The 17,488-nt window shown below is 65.4% G+C and carries 15 protein-coding genes and 1 tRNA gene; 5 read left to right on the plus strand and 11 right to left on the minus strand.

The genetic code is table 11. From position 1 onward, the window contains the following. Positions 1–65: 65 nt before the first annotated feature. Positions 66–1,202 (minus strand): CRISPR-associated DxTHG motif protein, encoded by a 1,137-nt coding sequence (locus tag MARKY_RS09595; RefSeq protein WP_041658031.1) that lies wholly within the window; start codon positions 1,200–1,202, stop codon positions 66–68. Positions 1,203–1,295: 93 nt separating this feature from the next. Continuing rightward, the gene (locus MARKY_RS09600; protein ID WP_013704689.1) at positions 1,296–2,726 is read right to left on the minus strand and encodes a TIGR02710 family CRISPR-associated CARF protein; all 1,431 of its coding nucleotides are present in this window, start codon (positions 2,724–2,726) and stop codon (positions 1,296–1,298) included. Positions 2,727–2,880: 154 nt separating this feature from the next. On the opposite strand from MARKY_RS09600, the gene MARKY_RS09605 reads away from it, so the two are divergent. Then, positions 2,881–2,955, plus strand: a tRNA-Val gene (locus MARKY_RS09605). A gap of 650 nt (positions 2,956–3,605) precedes the next feature. After that, on the plus strand, positions 3,606–4,907 hold the full coding sequence (locus MARKY_RS09610) for a hypothetical protein (RefSeq protein WP_013704690.1): 1,302 nt from the start codon (positions 3,606–3,608) through the stop codon (positions 4,905–4,907). A 679-nt stretch (positions 4,908–5,586) separates the two neighbouring features. On the opposite strand, the gene MARKY_RS09615 is transcribed toward MARKY_RS09610, so the two are convergent. The 5 genes from MARKY_RS09615 to MARKY_RS11930 all read right to left on the minus strand — a co-directional run bounded on the left by MARKY_RS09615 (position 5,587) and on the right by MARKY_RS11930 (position 8,539). After that, complete coding sequence (locus MARKY_RS09615; RefSeq protein WP_013704691.1) at positions 5,587–6,852, minus strand: RNA-guided endonuclease InsQ/TnpB family protein; 1,266 nt, start codon at positions 6,850–6,852, stop codon at positions 5,587–5,589. A gap of 77 nt (positions 6,853–6,929) precedes the next feature. After that, positions 6,930–7,298 carry a hypothetical protein gene (locus MARKY_RS09620; protein ID WP_148230424.1) on the minus strand — a complete coding sequence of 123 codons (369 nt, stop codon included), beginning with the start codon at positions 7,296–7,298 and terminating at the stop codon, positions 6,930–6,932. Further along, on the minus strand, positions 7,295–7,939 hold the full coding sequence (locus MARKY_RS09625) for a C39 family peptidase (protein WP_013704693.1): 645 nt from the start codon (positions 7,937–7,939) through the stop codon (positions 7,295–7,297). The genes MARKY_RS09620 and MARKY_RS09625 overlap by 4 nt, the downstream gene beginning before the upstream one ends. Positions 7,940–8,095: 156 nt before the next feature. After that, a complete protein-coding gene (locus tag MARKY_RS09630; RefSeq protein WP_013704695.1) occupies positions 8,096–8,365 on the minus strand; it encodes a hypothetical protein in 270 nt (89 codons plus the stop codon). Between the two features lie 12 nt (positions 8,366–8,377). After that, positions 8,378–8,539 (minus strand): hypothetical protein, encoded by a 162-nt coding sequence (locus tag MARKY_RS11930; protein WP_169311737.1) that lies wholly within the window; start codon positions 8,537–8,539, stop codon positions 8,378–8,380. 452 nt (positions 8,540–8,991) lie between these two features. Here MARKY_RS11930 and MARKY_RS09635 point away from each other — a divergent pair, with 452 nt between their 5' ends. Further along, positions 8,992–9,522, plus strand: coding sequence for a hypothetical protein (locus tag MARKY_RS09635; RefSeq protein ID WP_041658036.1), 531 nt, complete (start codon positions 8,992–8,994; stop codon positions 9,520–9,522). A gap of 56 nt (positions 9,523–9,578) precedes the next feature. Here MARKY_RS09635 and MARKY_RS11725 read toward each other — a convergent pair whose 3' ends face one another. The 4 genes from MARKY_RS11725 to MARKY_RS09660 form a co-directional block, all read right to left on the minus strand. Continuing rightward, the gene (locus MARKY_RS11725) at positions 9,579–11,243 is read right to left on the minus strand and encodes an ester cyclase (RefSeq protein WP_169311738.1); all 1,665 of its coding nucleotides are present in this window, start codon (positions 11,241–11,243) and stop codon (positions 9,579–9,581) included. A gap of 167 nt (positions 11,244–11,410) precedes the next feature. Continuing rightward, a complete protein-coding gene (locus MARKY_RS09650) occupies positions 11,411–12,247 on the minus strand; it encodes an ATP-binding cassette domain-containing protein (protein WP_013704698.1) in 837 nt (278 codons plus the stop codon). Continuing rightward, entirely contained in the window at positions 12,244–13,266 is a 1,023-nt protein-coding gene (locus MARKY_RS09655; RefSeq protein ID WP_013704699.1) for an ABC transporter permease, read from the minus strand. Before MARKY_RS09655 ends, MARKY_RS09650 begins: the two co-directional genes overlap by 4 nt. Positions 13,267–13,317: 51 nt before the next feature. Then, positions 13,318–14,241 carry a sugar ABC transporter substrate-binding protein gene (locus MARKY_RS09660; protein WP_013704700.1) on the minus strand — a complete coding sequence of 308 codons (924 nt, stop codon included), beginning with the start codon at positions 14,239–14,241 and terminating at the stop codon, positions 13,318–13,320. Between the two features lie 319 nt (positions 14,242–14,560). On the opposite strand from MARKY_RS09660, the gene MARKY_RS09665 reads away from it, so the two are divergent. Both MARKY_RS09665 and MARKY_RS09670 read left to right on the plus strand, forming a co-directional pair. Continuing rightward, complete coding sequence (locus tag MARKY_RS09665) at positions 14,561–16,060, plus strand: M16 family metallopeptidase (RefSeq protein WP_013704701.1); 1,500 nt, start codon at positions 14,561–14,563, stop codon at positions 16,058–16,060. Beyond that, on the plus strand, positions 16,057–17,487 hold the full coding sequence (locus tag MARKY_RS09670; protein WP_013704702.1) for a M16 family metallopeptidase: 1,431 nt from the start codon (positions 16,057–16,059) through the stop codon (positions 17,485–17,487). Before MARKY_RS09665 ends, MARKY_RS09670 begins: the two co-directional genes overlap by 4 nt. Position 17,488 lies beyond the last annotated feature (1 nt).

The raw sequence follows: 17,488 nt of genomic DNA on the forward strand, positions 1-17,488 counted from the left end.
CCCTTCCTCCATAACAACCCTGCGGACGGGAAAAGTATACCAAGCGCCGTGTCCCCAAAGAGTTCCTATTGGTCTTTCTTGATCTCTTGATACAACCTTAATCCTTCCTGGAACGTATCCTTGAGCAACCTCCAGTCACCGAGCACCTGCTGCACCTTTCCGTCACGGGGACGGGTGCCATGGGCCACCGCGTTCCTTAGGAGTCGCACCTTCTTATAGATCTGTACCCATGCCGAGTTAGGGTGATCCCTAAGCAGCTTCTCAAGCTTATCCTGAGCATCCCTTCGCATCTCGTAATTGAGGGGATCACCCAACCCAAAGCGTTTTACTCCGGCCACCACCAACCCCTCATAGAGGAGAAGCACCGCTTTAAATACCTGATCCCTTTCAAAGAAGAAGCGTGCCCGGTTGATCAACTTGTCTTCAAAACACTCACCCTCCAACTCCTTAAGGATCTGCTTGACCTCCTTGCTTACCACTCCCTTCGCTAAAGGTGGCCCTTCCACCTCGGCCAACTCCTTCAACCAGGACGCAACGTTCTCCTGTCGGTTAACCTCCAACGCAAGGTAAGCCCTTTGGGCTTTTTCCTCCTCGGAGGCCAGCGCGAAATAAGGCACAAAGTTTCCCGTCGTTTGGAGGATACTCAAGGCCTCGTCCAAACGAACCAAATCCTCTAACGCCTTTAGTTCGATAACCTGGGAATCACCTTCGATCTTAGGCAACTCCACTCCGCCGTAAAATATCCTTACCTGACACCTCCACACATGGCGCAAAGACAGCAAAATCGCGAACAATACATACCCCATGAATCTATACGCATGTGTTATATCCAGAATAATCTCGTCATAGGAACCTCTCGCACTTAAATCCTCAAACACCCGCTCCGTTAAGACTTCCCCAGAAGGAGGATCCTCAACCGGTAAAAGCGTAACGTCGACCCCCAAAAAGTCCGCCAGCAATCGCTCCCGCTCCTCAACCACCTTGGCCTCTTCATGCCAACGGTCAAGGAACGCTTGCGCCTCAGCAGTGAAACCAACATCTTCTAATAGAAAGAAGTCCTCCAAGGCTTGCCAGGTGGACCCCGAGGTTCCCACTATCAAAAGATCCGGAGTTTCCCCCCTCCTGTGGAAGTACTCAAACAAGGAAACCCCGAAAAACGCAGATGCATGACGCGTGCCATCGGGGAAACGGTAGGGCACCATCTTATACCGACCGCCGCCCTCCGCGGTACGGGCCTGACCAATCAAGGTGATCAGCAGCTTTCTAGGGCGTTCTCTCCCCATAAACCCCCTCCGCTAAACGCGCTCCAAAGGAATCGTCTTTAGATCTGTCCGATAAGCCAGTTCCTCCTGTAAGGCACCCAAGAGCACTCGAAGCGCGGTCTGCACCTGCTTCACCTGCTTCTCGCTCGGCACCTCCAACCCATGGATCAGCAGGGCCTGGTTCCTGGCCTTAAGCACTCCGGCCAGGCCCTGGAGCTCCTTAACGCCCTTCTTTTTGAGCACCGGGTCCCCCAAAACCCTTAGGAAGGCCAGGACCTCCAAAAGCCCGAGCTTGGGCCCCACCCGAATCTCGTCGGTGTCGGGGAGAAGCGCGGCGAGCTCGTCCCGCAAGGCCGCTTCCTCCTCCGGGGAAAGATTCGGGGTCTCCGCCCGGCGGCGATCAAAGCGGTACAGCCTTTCTTGAAGGAGGAGCTCCAAGGCCCGGTAGGCGTAGAGCGCAGCGAGCACCGGCTGTTTCTTCGCCGTGCGCTCGGAGAGGTGCAGGAGGGTGGCTGCCACCCCCAAGACCCCGCGCTGCTTGCCTAGGTCCTTCGTGGACAGGAACTCCGCCGCGGCTTCAAGAAGCTCCACCTGCCGCCTCAACCGGGACAGGTGCTGCCCCAGGGGGTGCTGGAGCCAGGTGTCCTTCTCCAAGGCGCGCTGGAGGGTCTGCCCTTTTCTCGCGGCCTCCTTGAAGTCCAGGGCCTGCCAGGCGGCGTACATCTCCGCCAGCATCGCGTACAGGGTGTAGGCCTGGTCGCCCGTCTTACCCACAAGCCCGCTAAAGTACCTCGCGGCTCCCCCGTAGTCCTCCTTCGCGTAGAGTTCCTTAGCGAACAGCGCATCCACCTCCCCCACCACCTCGTGGGGGTTGGGCAGCACGATGAGGCGCTCCGTTCCCGCCCGGGGGCGGCGCAACTTCACGTCGTACTCCCCGCTGTCCACGTACACCACCCGCACCCCGGGGAAGAAACGCTGGAAGAAGAACCCCGCCGCCGCGAGCCCCGCACTCATGGCCTTGGTCCCGCCCGTCACGTCCAGGGCCACGAGGGCCTCGGGGCGCTTCTCCAGCAGCTCTCGTACCTTGCGGTAGATCGCGGCGACATCGCTCTTTTGAATCTCCAGGGGGTAGACCTCCTTCCCCGTCTCTTCCCGCAAGCGGGGAAGGAAGCGGCGGGTTTCCTCCGTGTGAAAGACGTACACCTCCTCCGCCCCCGTACCCAGAATGGCCTGGATGGCGGCCTCCGGACTGGTACCCAGGGTGTGAATGGAAAGCGCGAAGGTCTGCCTGCCGGGGTGCACCGGGGGTTCCGCACGCCAAAGCGCAAGGAGCAACGGCCAGACCCGTTCCCTATAAAGGGTTTGCGGGTCGCCCCCCTCCTCCACCCGCGCCTTGTATTCCGCCCAGGCGGCCTCGAGGGCTTCCTTAAGTGCTTGCGGATCATTCAACGCTTTCTCGGGCATACCTTTTTTCTATCAAAGGGTCCCCCTGGGGCGTGTGCGGCATGCCCCTCACCCGATTCTGGAACCCCCGCCCTCGCGTATACGGTCGCGCACCCGGATACAGGGCCCATGGTTGACAAGCGCCACACGCCGTGATACCTTACGTCTTGCGCGTGGGCGGTTAGCTCAGCGGGAGAGCGCTCGCCTCACACGCGAGAGGTCGCTGGTTCGATCCCAGCACCGCCCACCACGAAGGGAACGTAGTCCCCGGCCCGTATGTCCAGGCCGGGGGTTTGTTGTTTAGGTTCGTGTGAAAGGCTCGTGTATTATAGTTTGAAAATTCGCGGGTGTCATGTAATATTTTGAAAGTAGGCGCGGGCTTCACCCCGCACGGACCTTGAAAACGCGGGTTTTGGCGTCAGGGACGGGATTAACGCGATGTTACATGCTCTACTAATTCCGAGTTATCCACAGGGAATTGCCTGTGGATAACTGGGGGGGTGTTCAAAACGCCCTCAAAAACCCCCTCCAGGACGGACCTCCGAAACGGCAGAGTTGCAAAAAGGTCAGCCTCGTAAGGGGATTGCAACCGGATATACAACTTGCGCCCGGGGATTTTATCGGCGTGTTGCAAAAAGGTCAGCCTCGTAAGGGGATTGCAACCCAAGAGGAACAACCACTCCTCAATCGCTTTGCTCCTCGTACCCGGAATTAAAGCCACAACAACCGTACTTCAATCCCCCAAAACGCCTCTGCTTCGCTCATTGCAAGCAGTGTCCCAAGCCCCCCACGACCCCCCAGAGCAACCCATCGCTTCGCCCAACCCCCCCGCACCCCCCGCAACGCACGCGTTTCGCGTGGTAAAATCACACAAAAGAACAAACCCAGGGGGTGAAAAGCATGCTGAAGCGGGTCTTGCGTCAAACGATCGGCGAAAACACCCAGCGTTCCCGCTGCCTCCCGATCCTAGCGGCCCTAAGCCTCACGCTCCTCGCAGCCTGCGCTCCCCAAACCACCCTCCCCCCAATCCCAGACGTCACACAAATCCCCATGCCGCTCCCCACCGGGATCCCCCAAGGAAAACCCGTGGTCCAAGCGCTGCCCGGAACCCCCATGCCGCTCGCGGACGAGTTCTCAAGCTACCCCACGGGCGCGGTACTGCCAGCCGTGGCCCCGGACCGGTACGGCCTGCTCCGGTTCAACCAGGGATGGGAAAAGATCTCCATCGTCGAAGCCTTCACCTCCGAAGGGAAGCTAGACAAAGCCGTGCGCCTCGAGGGCGGCCTCGGTGAAGGGTTCCTCACCGCCGGCGCTCCGGACTGGACCGATTACCGCGTTACGCTCCGCGTAAAGACCCACGAAGCCTGCTGCACGGAGTCCGCGATCCGCGCGCGGCTTTTCATGAACGAAACCGGCTCCAAGGCCCTGGAGTTCCGGATCGGTTTTTACGGGGTCCGGCTCATCAAGATCGCGGGGGACCAGAGCTTCACGCTGATCGACCGCCCCGAGCTCGAGACTCTAGGCCGCGCGGTGCTGCGGGACCAGAACTGGCACGACCTCTCCTTCGAGCTGCATAGCGACGGCACAGTAACGGTACGGGTGGACGATACCGAGGTGGTCACCTGGAAGGACGCGGACTACCGGCAGGGCGGGTTCGGCATCGGTCCGATCAACACCACCTTCTTCCTGGATGACCTGCGGATCGAGCCGTTAGCGTCACAACCCCAGCCGCCCGAAGCGACCGCCCCCCAACCCGGCGACTTCTGCGGTTACCGGGCGGGGGCGGAACTGCCCCACCAGCGCTTCGAGGCCACGGGGCCGGTGAGCCTCACGCTGCTCGGTGGGTACTCGGCAGCCCGCGACTACCGGGTCGGGTACTACGAGACCGCCCGCCCGGAGGTGAGCGTCGCGCTCCTGGAGTACGCGGGGGCGTTCGATCCAGCCGTTTGCTTGACCCCCCCGCCCACAGCCACGTTCACCCCCTCGGGGCCCTTCGGCCTCGCGCACACCTACGAGCACTACGGGGAAAAAACGATCTACACCGAGGACGCGCGCAATGGCGGCGAGCCGCGCTTCCGGGCGTATGAGGCGCTGAACCCGGAGGGTCGGGCCGTAGGGGTGTTGTTGCTCTTGGAGGACTGGGTGGACAACGACTACGACGACGTGGGGTTGCTCCTCGAGGGCGCACGGCCCGTTGGCTAGGCGCTCGAGTGAAGCGTGGCGCTCCGGGTTTTGTTGCTTCTCGCCAGCACGCACCTGCTGGACCTCGGCGCGGTCCTCGCGGGACCGGGCCTGGCTCCTTGGGGTTCAGGCATCGCGGGAGGACTGCTGGGCCTTGGGTTGCGCCGCCTGGCCTGGACGTACCCGCGGGGTCGGGTCCTGGGTTGGGCGCTGGGCCTGAACCCCACGTTCTGGCTAGGGGTGGCGATGCTCGTGAGCGGAGCCTGGACGGAACTCACCCAGGAGGCGGAAGGCTTCGGGATAGCAGCCGCTCAGACCGTCGCCGCGTTTCTGGTGCTGGGCGCGTCCAGCCTCGCCCTGTGCCTGGCTGGCCTGGGCACCCACGGCCCTGTGGGGGGCGCTGTTCCCCACCTTTGGGGACCTGGCGGGCGGCGCTCGCTCTCTTCCCGGGGCCCTCGCCGCTCTCGCACTAGGGGGGATGGGGTGCTGGGGGTTCTGGCGCACCCGGCCCGACCCCCGGCCCGAGGAGTAACGCCCAAATCCTGCCCTGTGGTTGGATCGAGTCGCGCAACCAAGATAAAATACGGTAGGATCCCTTTCGTTCCTCATGCACGCTCGCGTGGTAACTGGAGGATACGATGCCCGTTTACATCGCTACCGTGACCTCCTCCCCAGCCCTAAAGGGCGGGGCTTCCCCCTTCTACGTGGCGTGACTTAAGCGGATCCGGGGGTTGGGCCCCAGAATCCGCCCAGCGGCCTCCCACTCCAGGGGCGTGACTTCGGGCCGGTCCAGCCCTAGGGCCCTCGCGGCGGGCCAGGCCATCGTGAGGACGTTGAGAGCGGCGTTGAGGTCGCGATCGATCCGGAAGCCGCAAGCCTCGCAGGTGAAGACGCGCCGGTCCAAGGGGACCTTTGGGTTCAGGTGGCCACAGCTTGAGCAGGTCCGGGTGGTGGGGGCGTTCCGTTCCGTCGCGACCAGGGTCGGAAGCCTGGTCCTCAGCGCTTCCAGCAGTCCCCCCAAGGCCGCACCCTGAACCTTACCGCCCCACAGCGCCTGCCAGCCCTTGATACGATCGGGTTGGACGGCGACGAGGTCGTATTGGCGGAGCAAAGCGAGGACGCGGTTGCGGATGTCCTGCTTGATCCAGCGGAGCTTTTCGTGCTCGCGCCGGATGCGGTGGACTACGTGTTCGCGGTTCTTTGAGCCCTTTTTCTTCCGGCTCAGCTTGCGTTGGAGTTTTTTGAGGCGGTCGGTCTCCCGAACCCGCCACCGGAGGACGAAACCATTCGAGAGGGCGGCCTGGTTCTTGAGGCCGAGGTCCACGCCGACGGCCTTGAAGTCGGTGGCTTGGTTGGGGTTCCCGGGGTCCGGGAGGGGTTTCGGTTCGTCTTTGGGAACGTACACCGTGACGTGGAGGTAGTGGCCCGAGGGCTTCCGGACCAGGACGGCGTTGGCGACCTCGGCTTTTTGGGGGATCTGGTGCAGGCCGAGGGCCCGGAACTCCCCGAGCTTCTGAAGGTGGACGCGGTTCTCTTTCCCGCGAGACCGCAGGGTGAACGCCTGGTTGCTGAAGGGGATGGCGTCGACGCGCCGCTTGAATCCGAGCCGCCCGACCTTGTGGCCGTTTTGCTTGAGGGCGTGGAGGCCTCTGAGGTCCTCCTGGATCCGCCTGCCGATCCGTTGCTTGACCTGGGCGCCGAGGACCCGGAGTTTGCAGGGCTCGAGGGCATCCCCGGCCTTGGCCTCAACCTCGTGGACTTTGTTGAGGGGAAGCTGCAGCCTCTCGATGTCGGCAATGATCCAGTTGGTGAGCCATTTGGCTTCCAGGAAGGCGCGCTCGAGCGTTCTCTCTTTGTTTTTGCTGAGGTTCTGGAGCTTGAGCACGAAGGTTCGTGGGCGCTGGTTCTCGCGGCGCGCTCTGGTTTCGGCTAGCGAGGCCTTGATTTTTTCGTTCTTTGCGCCCATCGGACCTCCTCCATTATAGCGGTTCTTTTTGGAAAATCCGGGGGGTCCATGTGCCCCCACAGCTAAAGCCGGGGGCTCTATAGCCCCCCGGACCCCCCGGTTTGGTAGGTGCGGAGGGTTTGCGTGTACGCTAGGGCGTAGGTGAACCCTGCCCCTAAGGACACGGTTTCCGTCACGGCATACCCAAGCCCCACGCTCGTATGCAGACCGTAGGTGGTGAAGCGATCGGTGTACGGGCCCTGGGCCTCGTCTACGCCGAACGCAACGCGCGCGTCGGGCGCGTACCCTAGGGCAGCGTTCAGGGTGAAGCGCCCCGGCGTGGGGACGGCGCGCACGAGGGGGTCTACCGGCTCGAGGGCGGGCTGGGCCCACCCCACACCCCAAAGCCCTAGGAGGATCAGTAGGAGTCTTCGAAGCACGGCCGTTTTCTCCTTTCGCAGCGTCACGGCATCCATCCACGTAAAGCACGCAACCGATTAAGGGATTGCTGAGCCCAAGCGAGTTCCTGTACCTGAAGCGCCTGGACTTGCTCTAGCTGCGCTGAGTTTTTAGGGATCGCGAGGAGCACCACGCCGGAGAAGCCCTTGTCGTGCAGCAGGTCCTCCACCTCCAGGACACGCCGTCCCCAGGAGGGGTCCGCGAGGAGGAGGTGCGGGCGACGCGTCCGCGGATCGCGGAGCAGGCCCGCGATCACCAGGAAGTGCCGCTGGGGCTGGGTCACGTGCGCGATGAGGGGCAAACCGCCCGCTTCGAAGTACGCCACGAGCTGCTCGAGGTTCACGCGGTACGCCTTCACCGCGTACCCGCGCTGCTCTAATGCCCGCTTGAGGGCGAGGGCGGTGAGGCCCTTTAGGGGGTCCTTGCCCGCGGCTTGGGTTTCCTTGAAGGCGATCTCGAGGACCTCCCGCTCGGTCGCGGGGTCGGCGTAATAGTACGTGAGGAGTGTGGCTACCGCGGCCGCGCCGCAGGTGTACCAGTCGGTCTGACCGACGACGTGCGTGTAGCGCAGGGCGCAGTACGGGGTGGGGGCGGCGAGCCCTAGGCCCGCCGCGAGCAGCGCGAGGCACAGGAGGGCGTGTAAACGCATCGCGTCCTTCCTCAGGGGGGCTGGGGTTTAACGCTGCAGCGCTTCGAACAGGGGGCGCAGGAGGAGGAGGAGGGTGTAGGCGATCCCGGCCCCCACGAGGAGCCCTGTAATAAACGCTAGAATGCGGTTATTCAGGGTGCTTTTCATACGCGCTCCTTACTCCCCTCCCATCAGGGTCTCGAGGGCAGGCTCACCGACCTTCACCGCGACGTACCCCAGGCCCACCCCGAGCGCCGCGCCCGCGAGGAACGCGCCGACGAGGGGGAGGAAGGCGCCGCTGGCCTCCAGGAGTTCCGCGTCGCTCAGTTCCTGCCCGGCGGGAAGCGGTACCTCTGGCACGGGAGGCAGGGGGTTGCTCCGGGCCATCACGGGGAGGAAGGCGTTGGCCAAAAGCGCTGCGATCATCAGGGGAACGGCTTTTTTCATCCCGTGCACCTCCTAGCGGCTGGCGAGCCAGGCGCCGACGAGCAGGCCCACGCCGAGCCCCGCGCAAAAGGCCATGGCAGCAGGGCCGGCCGTGCAGGCCGCGACCAGGCTCCCGAGTTCGCCCTGGGTGGCCTCGAGTTCCGCATCCAGAAGCGGCGTGCCTTCTGGAAGCACGACCTGGACTTGAGGGGGGTGCGCTGGGGGAGGGGTGGCTTAAACGGCGAGCGCCGGGCTTGTGGTTGTGGAGAGGAGAAGTCCCGCTGTCGCGAACCATAAAAGAACTTTTCTCATATTCTCACCACCTATTTTACAACTACCTGGAATTATAATTAAATCTGGCAAAGCATGTCAATAACACGCGTAAGCTTACCTAGAACTCTATACTTCGCACCGATTGTGATTTTCTTACTAGAAATGCTGGCTACCCAATTTAGTATTATTTATCTTAAGGAGGTGAATAAATGAATAGTAAACGTCACTTTCCGCTTTTATCGCAAATTCTAGGAATTATAATAGCTGTTTCCTTCTCTTCCTGCGGAACCCTCGCTAGCGAAGCGGTGGATCCCTCCCCAGCGCTACCTTCGCCCGTAGCACCTGGCGTCTGGGCGCGCTGGGACGCCTACAGCGTGACGGTGCACCTGACCCCTCCCCTATTCACGGAGGAAAGCCTCCCCAAGTTCCGCGCCTTCGTCGCGCAAGCCGAGGCGGCGGGCGCTTCAAAGACCGTGCTGGGCCAACTGCGGGGGGCCCTGAGGAGCGCGGAGATCGAGTGGGAGACGCTCCAACAGCTCGACCCAGCCACGATTCAGGAGCTGCGCCGCCAGATCGCGCCGGCCGCCCAGCCCGGCCCGGCAGCCCCGCAGGGGCTTTTCAACTGCACCCGGGCCACCGCCGGGCCGACCACCGCCCGGCCCGGCGCCAAGGCGTACGCGAAGGGCTCGTGTGTGAACGCCACGAACCACGTGTACGCGCGCGCCGAGGCCGCAGGGGAGGTGCGCGCCGCGCGGGACGCCGGGTGGAACGGGGCCTTCGCCTCCGCCTTCCAGTACGGCAACTGGGCGTGCGCAAGTTACGGCGCGGCCTCCGCTTACCTCAGTATCGGCGGGTTTCGCATCACGGTGGACTCCAGCACCGCAGCCTACGACCGGTGCCGGTAAGAGCACAGCAACCCGTCCCGCCAGGGGATGGCCCCGGCGGGACGGTCTGCGGGGGTTCATCCTTCGATGACCCCGAGCTGCTGCATCAACCCCAAGAGGTCCGGGCTGCCCCAGTACTCGACCAACCGTCCGTCCGCGAAGCGCGCGATCACCGTCGAGTTGATCGCGAAGGACTTGTGGGTGGGCGCGATGCCCTTGAACTCCCCCTCGTGTGTGCCCCGCAGGATCAGGCGCGCCACGACCCGGTCGTCCGCCGCGAAGAGGTCCTCGATGACGTGCTCGTAGTTCCCGAAGGCGTTGTACAACCCCCGGATGAACTGCTTGAAGGTCGCGCAGTCCATCGGGTCGGGGAAACCCGGGATGTGCGCCACGCAGTTCTTCGCGAGGATCTCGTCCATGACGCGGAACTCACGCCGGTCCAGCGCCTCGTACAAGCGGCGCAACGCCGCCTTGTTCCGCCCGGCCGCTTCAGGACTCGAGAGCACGCCCAGCTGCTGTAGCATCCCGAGGGTGTCCCAGTGGGTCCAGCCTTCCTTAACCCTTCCCCCCTCCAGCCGATCGATCGTCAAGCCCGTAACCACGACCTTCTTTCCGGTAGGCGGGATGCCCATCAACTCGCCCTTGTGCGTGCCCTGCGCCTTCCAGCGGGTCACGACACGGTCCCCCACCGCGTGCATCTCCTCGATCGTGAACCGGGTGTCCGGAAACGCCTTCTGGTAGTACTCAACCAGCGCCCGAACGCTCTCCGGGCCGCGTCCCGCATCCGGCACGGCCGGGTCGTGATTCACGTAATCCGCCGTCACGATCTCCCGTAAGCCATCGAAACGCCCCTGGTTCCAGACCTCCTCGAAGTAGCGACGGACCACGGCCTGATTCCGCTCCGCCTGTGCAGGATCCCCCGCCGTCCCCAACCGTTCAGGAAGATCCGTGATGCCCCAGTGCTCCACCGCCTTACCGTTCTCGAAACGAATGACGTGCATTTCACGGAACGCTATCCGCTTCCCGGTGGGCGGCCGGCCGAAGAGCTCGCCCTTGTGCGTGCCCTGGAGGGTCTGGTGCAGCACGACCCGGTCCCCCGCGGCGATGGCGTCCTCGATGGTCGCCCGCAGGTCGGGAAAAGCCCGGCGCATCTGGGTGAAGAGCTGCTTCACCCCCTCGCGGCCCTGGGGCAGGCCTGGAGGCAGGTCGTGATCCACGAGCTGCTCCGCGATTACCTCGTCCAGCGCGGCGAGGTTGCCTTTGTTTAATCCCTCCTCGATGATGCGCCGCGCGGCGGCCTGGTTCCGCCCCTCCAGGGAGGCCGGGCGTTCGGGGGGCGCCTCGAGCTCCATGATGCTCGCCACGTCCGCCATCTCCCGCCCGATCAGGTACATCACGTCGTCCAGCGTGAAGATGCCGGAGAGCTCCCCCTTGTCGTTCACCACCAAGAAGCGTCGGATGGGCTTCCCGCGCACCGCCTCGAGCGCTTCCAAGAGCCCCATGTCCTCGTTCAGGGTAAGGACCTCCCGGGTCATGACCTGCTCCACCTTGGTCTTCTTAGGGTCCATACCCTGGCGCAGCACGCGTAGCGTCAAATCCCGATCCGTGACCAGACCGAGCGGCTTTCCGTTGTCCGAGACAACGACGCACCCGATGTTGTTCTCCTCCATCAAACGGCACGCCTCCGCGATCGGTGCTTCAGGCCGGACGCGCACGACCTCTTTCCGGGCAATGCTCCGCAAACCCATCTGCCTCACCTCCCCTGGTTTTAAAGCCCTTTATTCTACGCCCATGCCCGGCCGCCTCCCTAGAAGGGATGCACCGCCGCCGCTACGAACCCCCCGCGCCTTAACGTGGGAACGCGAAGGGGATGGTTCCGAAACGTTCGGTGAAACGGAATCCCGGAGGATCAGGAACGCGTCGCGTCGTCCAGCCCTTGGGATTCCTGATCCGCGTCCGTGCGCGCGAACTCCTCGAGCTCGGCGGAGAGGGCCTCGAGCTCCTCGCCGCCGGCCATCATGGTGAGGATCTCCTCGCGGGTCACCTCGCCTTTCTTGAAGGTGCCGTAACTCCGGCCGCGGTTGAGGAGGGTGAAGCGGTCCCCTACGGGGAAGGCGTGGTGCACGTTGTGCGTGATGAAGACCACGCCGACCCCCCGGGCGCGCGCTTGGGCGATGTAGCGGAGGACCACGCCGGCCTCCTTGACGCCGAGGGCGCTGGTGGGCTCGTCCAGGATCAGGACCTTCGCGCCGAAGTAGACCGCGCGCGCGATGGCCACGGACTGGCGCTCCCCGCCGGAGAGGGTGCCCACGGCCTGGTTGGGGTCGCGCACGTCGATCCCGATTTTATGCATCTCCTCGCGGGTGACGCGCTCCGCGAAGGCGAGATCGAAGCGGCGGAAGGGCCCCCACCCCCGGGTGGGCTCGCGCCCCAGGAAGAAGTTTCGGGTGATGCTCATGAGGGGGATCATGGCCAGGTCCTGGTACACGGTGGCGATCCCGTGGTCCAGGGCCTCGCGGGGGGAGCGGAACCGTACCGGCTTGCCCTCGACGAGCATCTCGCCCCTATCCGGCGGGTACACGCCCGCGAAGATCTTGATGAGGGTGGACTTCCCCGCGCCGTTATCCCCCAAAAGGCAGTGCACCTCCCCGGGGTAGACGGTCATGGAGATGTCCTTCAGGGCCACGACCGGCCCGAAGTACTTGTCCACGTGACGCACCTCGATCAGGGGGGTCACGGCGATCACCTCGCCTCCACGGCCCGCTTGCGCACGTAGTTGTTGAACATCACCGCGACGAGCAGCACCGCGCCCAGGAAGACCTGGAACCAGTCGGTGTCGATCCCGGTGAAGAAGAACCCCTGCCGGACCATGCCGAAGATCAACGCGCCCAGGCTCGCCCCGATCACCGAGCCGTACCCGCCGGTGAGGAGGTTCCCGCCGATGACCGAAGCGATGATCGCCTCGAACTCCTTCAGCTGGCCCCGGAGCACGTCGGCCGACCCCGCGTCAAGCACCTGGAGCGTCGCGAGTAAGGCCGCGGAGAAGGAGGTCCCCATGAAGAGGGTGATCTTGACGCGCGCGACCGGCACCCCGACGTTCCGCGCGGCTTGCGCGTCCCCCCCCGCGCCGAAGATCCAGTTGCCGAAGGCCGTGCGGAACAGCACCCAGGCCCCGATCGCGGTCAGGCCGAGCCACCAGAAGACCGCGGCGGGCACCCCGAAGGGCGCGGCGGTGAAGATCGGGGCGATGGGGTCCTCCTGGATAGCGGGGTGCAGCCCCGAGACGATCGTGCGGTGGGTGAGGAGGCGCGTGACCCCGATCGTGAGGCCGCGCAGTATGAAGAGCGCCGCCAGGGTCACGATGAAGGAAGGCAGCCCCGTGCGGATGACCAGCCACCCGTTGAAGTACCCCACCGCGAGGGCCAGGGCAAACGCGAGCAGCACCCCCGCCCAGACCGGCCAGCCGAACAGCTTGACGGGAATCGCGATCGCCATGCCCGCCACGCCGATCATCGAACCGATCGAGAGGTCGAACTCCCCCGCGATCATGAGGAGGGAGACCGCCACGGCCAGGATGCCGAGCTGCGCGGAGACCTCGAGGTAGTTCACGGTGCCGAGCCAGCTGAGGAAGCCGCGGTCCCCGGCGATCACGGCGAAGATGCTGAAGACCAGGACCACGCCCGCGGCTGAGCCGAGCTCCGGCCGTCCCAATAAGCGGCGCAGGAGGCTGGGCTTTCGCATCCGCTCGTCGGTGTTGCGGGCCACTGCAGCGGCTCCTTTTAGGGAAGCCGCGGGGAAGCCCCGCGGCTTGTAGGGTTAGCGGAAGCCTTCCTCGCTCAACTCGATCACCTGCGCTGCGTTCTCCGGCGTGACGAACCCGGGCCCGGTGAAGATCACGTCCTCGGCGGGCAGGACCCCGTACTTGATGTACTGGGTGAGCAGGACGATCGGCAGGTAGCCCTGGAGGTACTGCTGCTGGTCGATCGCGAAGCTCATCTTGCCCTCGGCGAGGGCCTCGAGGACGGTGGGGCCGAGGTCGAAGGTGCCGAAGACGACCTTGCCGATCAGGTCGAGTTCCTCGAGGGCCGCGAGGGTGGGTTCCGCGCCCACGGGGCCGAGGGTGAGGATGCCTTGGATGTCGGGGTTGTTGCGCAGGAAGATCGCGACCGAGTTCTTGATCTCGGTGAAGTCGCCCCGCACCCCGAGCACCTCGACGTCGCCGCCCAGGCCTTCCTCGAACCCTTGGCAACGCAGGTCCAGGGCGAGGTTGCCGACCTCCTGGTTGATGCAGACGGCCCTGGTCACGCCGGCGGCCTTCATGCGTTCCCCGGCGCCCTTGCCGGCGATGAACTCCTCCTGGCCGATGTGGAGGAGGACCCCGAGGTCCTTGAACACGTCGAACCCGGAGTTGATCGAGATCACGGGGATGCCGGCCTCCACCGCGGCGCGGATCGAGCTCCCGAGGGCGTCCGCGTCGGGAATGGAGACGACCAGCGCGTCGGGCTTGGAGGCTACGGCCGCGTCGATGAGCTGCGACATCTGCACCAGATCGAAGGTCGCGGGGGCCCGGTACTCTACCCGAACGCCCATGTCTCGCGCCGCCTGGTCCACGCCGTTCTTGACCACCGACCAGAAGGGGTCGGCGGCCGTGCCGTGGGTCACCACGACGATGCGTTGCGCGCTCCCGAAGCCGAGGCCCAAGAGGAGCAACGCCCCTACCGTCAGTACCCAGCGTTTCACACGCACCACCTCACTCCGGTGCGGCCCCTGGCCGCACCCGGCAACCGCGCTTATGGCCTAACCCAGCCGCTCTCGTTTTTCCGAGGCTTCCACCCCCGTACCGCGCTGATTTCCAGGGTTGCGAGATCCCATTTTAACCGCTGGTATTTCCTCAGGTCAAGGATAAAACCCGCGGTTCACGCCCCCTCCATCCGACCACGCCCCACGCCCCGCGGGCGTATCCCGGAAGACACGCGGTGATCTCCCCCACCCGCCCGCCCCCCCAAGGGGCGTATCATGCGAGCAACAACCCGGAAAGCCCAACCGCGAGAGGTGATACATGAAACGACACGTACGATCCCTGATCGCGCTCGGGTGCGCCCTCGTCCTCCCAGCCGCCGCGCAGGGCCTCGAGGCGCGCGTGCACGCGTTCACGCTGGACAACGGGCTGCGCGTGCTCATGGTGGTGGAGCCCAGCGCCCCGGTGATCCACTTCAACCTGATGTTCGACGTGGGCGGCGTGGACGAACCCCCCGGCCTGGGCGGCATCGCCCACATGGTCGAGCACATGGCGTTCAAAGGCACCGCCTCCATCGGCAGCCGCGACCCCGAGGCCGAAGCGGAAGCGCTCGCCGCGGTCGAGCGCGCCCTGGACGCCCTCGAGGCCGCCCGCGCGAGGGACGCGGACGCGGCAGAGGTGCGCCGGCTCGAGGCCACCTTCCAAGAGGCCCGCGAGCAGGCCCAGCGGCTCGCGATCCCGAACGCCTTGGACAACCTCTTCAGCGCGAACGGCGCGGCGGGATTGAACGCCGGCACCGGGTACGACTTCACCTCGTTCGTGGTCTCCCTCCCCAAAAACCGCCTCGAGCTGTACGCGCGCGTGTACGCGGACGTGCTGCTCAACCCGGTCTTTCGCAGCTTCTACGAGGAGCGGGACGTGGTGCGCGAGGAGCGCCGGCAGCGCAGCGAGGACGACCCCCAGGGCTTCCTGTTCGAGCGCTTCCTCGGCGCGGCGTTCGAACGGCACCCCTACGGAAGGCCCTTGATCGGCAGCGCCGAGGAGATCGAAGGTTACCGCACCGCCGAGGCCCAGGCGTTCTTCGAGCGGTTCTACCACCCCAACCGCGCGGTGCTCGTGATGGTGGGGGACCTCGAGCCGGAGCGCGACATCCAGGTCATCGAGCGGTTCTTCGGGGCGGTGCCCCAAGGCCCCGAGGCGCGCGTCCCGATCCCCGAGGAACCCCCGCAGTCCCGCGAGAAACGCATCACGGTGCGCTACGACGCCGAGCCGCAGCTCGCGATCGGGTACCACAAGCCCACCTACCCGGAGCGGGACGCGTTCGTGATGGACGTGATCGACGCGCTGCTGAGCTCGGGCCGCACCTCGAGGCTGTTCAAGCGCCTCGTCCTGGAGGAACGCCTCGCCCTCGATGTCAGCACGAGCTCGAGCTTCCCCGGGGCGCGCTTCCCGAACCTGTTCCTCATCTTCGCGCAGCCGCGCTTCCCCAACCCCCCCGAGGCGGTGGAGGCCGCGGTGTACGCCGAGCTCGAGCGCCTCAAGACCGAACCGGTTCCGGAGCGCGAGCTGGAGAAGGTCAAGAACCAGGTGCGGGCGGGGTTCGTGCGGGCCCTGGCCTCGGGCCCTGGCCTCGCGCAGCAGCTCGCGTTCTACGAGCTCTTCTTGGGCGGCTGGGAGAACCTCCTGACCTACGCGGACACGATCCAGACCGTGACCGCCGAGGAGGTTCAGGCCGCGGCGCGGCGGTACTTCGTCCCCGAGAACCGCACCGTCGCGATCCTCCTGCCCAAGGACGCGAGCGAAGGAGGTGAGGCCCCGTGACCGCCCGCACCCTAAAGGCCGCCGCGCTGGCCGTAGCCCTGGCCGTTCCCGCGCTCGCCGCGCCCCCCGGCGTGCCCCCGGACTGGCCGGACCCGTTCGCGATGCGCTTTGACCCGATCGCGTTCACCCCCCCCGAACCCCAGCGCTTCGAGCTCCCGAACGGCATCGTGGTGTATTTGCTCGAGGACCACACGCTGCCCCTGGTGGAGGGGGTGGCGTACGTGCGGGCCTCGAGCCTCCTGGACCCCCCCGACAAGGTCGGGCTCGCCGCGCTCACCGCGGACCAGATGCGCGCGGGCGGGGCCGGGGACCGCGCACCGGCCGCGCTCGACGAGGCCCTCGAGTTCCTGGCCGCGACCGTGGAGGCCTCGGCCAACCCCTTCTTCGCGGAGGTGCGGTTCAACACCCTGAGCGATCAGCTGCCCGAGGTTCTCGAGATCTTCGCGGACGTGCTGATGCGCCCCCGGTTCGACCCCGAACGGCTGGAGGTCGCGCGCGGGCGGATGCTGGAAGCGATCCGGCGGCAGAACGACGACCCGGTCCAGCTCGCCGTGCGGGAGTTCTTCAAGCGCCTCGCCTCCGGCCACCCCGCGGGCAACACCCCCACCGAAGCCACGGTGCAGGCCATCACCCGCGCGGACCTGGTGGCCTTCCACGAACGGTTCTACAAACCGAACGCGACGATCCTGGCCCTGAGCGGGGACTTCGACAGCGAGGCCGTGCTCGATGCGCTCGAGGCGACCTTCGCGGACTGGAAGCCCGCAGCGATCGAGTACCCGGAGATCCCCCCCTTCAACCCGCGCCCCCAGCCCAAGGTGTACCACGTGCCCAAGCAGCTCGCGCAGAGCGTCATCCTGATCGGGCACCCGAGCGTGTACGCCTACACGCCCGCGTACAACGTGCTGGACGTCGCGAACGGGATCCTGGGCGGCTCGGGGTTCTCGAGCCGCATCGTGACCGAGATCCGCACCAAGCGCGGCCTAGCGTACGCCACCGGCAGCTCGCTCACGCAGGGCTTCACCTTCCCCGGGTTCTTCTTCGCCTTCTCCATCTCCCGCGCCGACCGAACCGGCGAGGTGATCGAGCTCATGCTCCAGGAGATCCGCCGGATCCGAGAGGAAGGCGTGAGCGCGGAGGAGCTCGAGCGCCAGCGCAGCATCATCCTGAACCGCGCGGTCTTCCGCTTCACCTCCCCGCACGCCGTCGCGCAACGCACGGCGCGGGCGGAGCTTTTGGGGCTCGAGCCGGGGTACTACGAGCGGTACCTCGAGCGGGTGCAGACGGTCACGCCTGAGGAGGTGCAGGCCGTCGCGCAGGCGGAGCTGCGCCCCGAGGAGGTGATCATCCTGGTGGTGGGGGACGCGGCGTTGTTCGACCGGCCCCTGGAGGCGTTCGGGGAGGTGGAGGTCATCCAGCCCGACGAGTGAA

The sequence above is a fragment of the Marinithermus hydrothermalis DSM 14884 genome (assembly GCF_000195335.1).
GTDB classification, from domain to species: domain Bacteria; phylum Deinococcota; class Deinococci; order Deinococcales; family Marinithermaceae; genus Marinithermus; species Marinithermus hydrothermalis.